Origin of the sequence: Corallococcus praedator, from assembly GCF_003612125.1 — a bacterium.
Lineage (GTDB): Bacteria > Myxococcota > Myxococcia > Myxococcales > Myxococcaceae > Corallococcus > Corallococcus praedator.
Window position 1 is genome coordinate 1 of sequence record NZ_RAWI01001434.1, and the last position, 387, is coordinate 387.

The window sequence follows — 387 nt, forward strand, 5'->3', positions numbered from 1 at the left end:
CCCTCGAACAGCAGGTACGCCACCGGCACACCCTTGGCCCGCAGCGCGTCGACGATCATCTCCGACTGGTTCGGCGGAACGACCTCGTCCTCGCTGCCCTGGAGCACGATCAGCGGACGGCGCAGCTCGTCGACGTGCGTGATCGGCGAGCGCGCCACGTACACCTCCCGCGCCTCGGGGTACGGGCCGACGAGCCGGTCGAGGTAGCGGCTCTCGAACTTGTGCGTGTCGCGGGCCAGCGCCTCCAGGTCGGTGACGCCGAACAGGTCGGCCCCCGCCGCGAACGGCGTGTCCGGGCGGGCCAGCGCGGACAGCACCGTGAACCCGCCCGCCGAGCCGCCGCGGATCACCGTGCGCTCCGCGTCGGCCCGGCCGCGGGCGGCGAGG

At 74.4% G+C, this 387-nt stretch carries 1 protein-coding gene; it reads right to left on the reverse strand.

Going from position 1 to position 387, the window contains the following annotated elements; genetic code table 11:
• Positions 1-387 (reverse strand): alpha/beta hydrolase family protein (locus D7Y13_RS44785; RefSeq protein WP_147452797.1); only part of this gene is annotated, 387 nt, incomplete at both ends.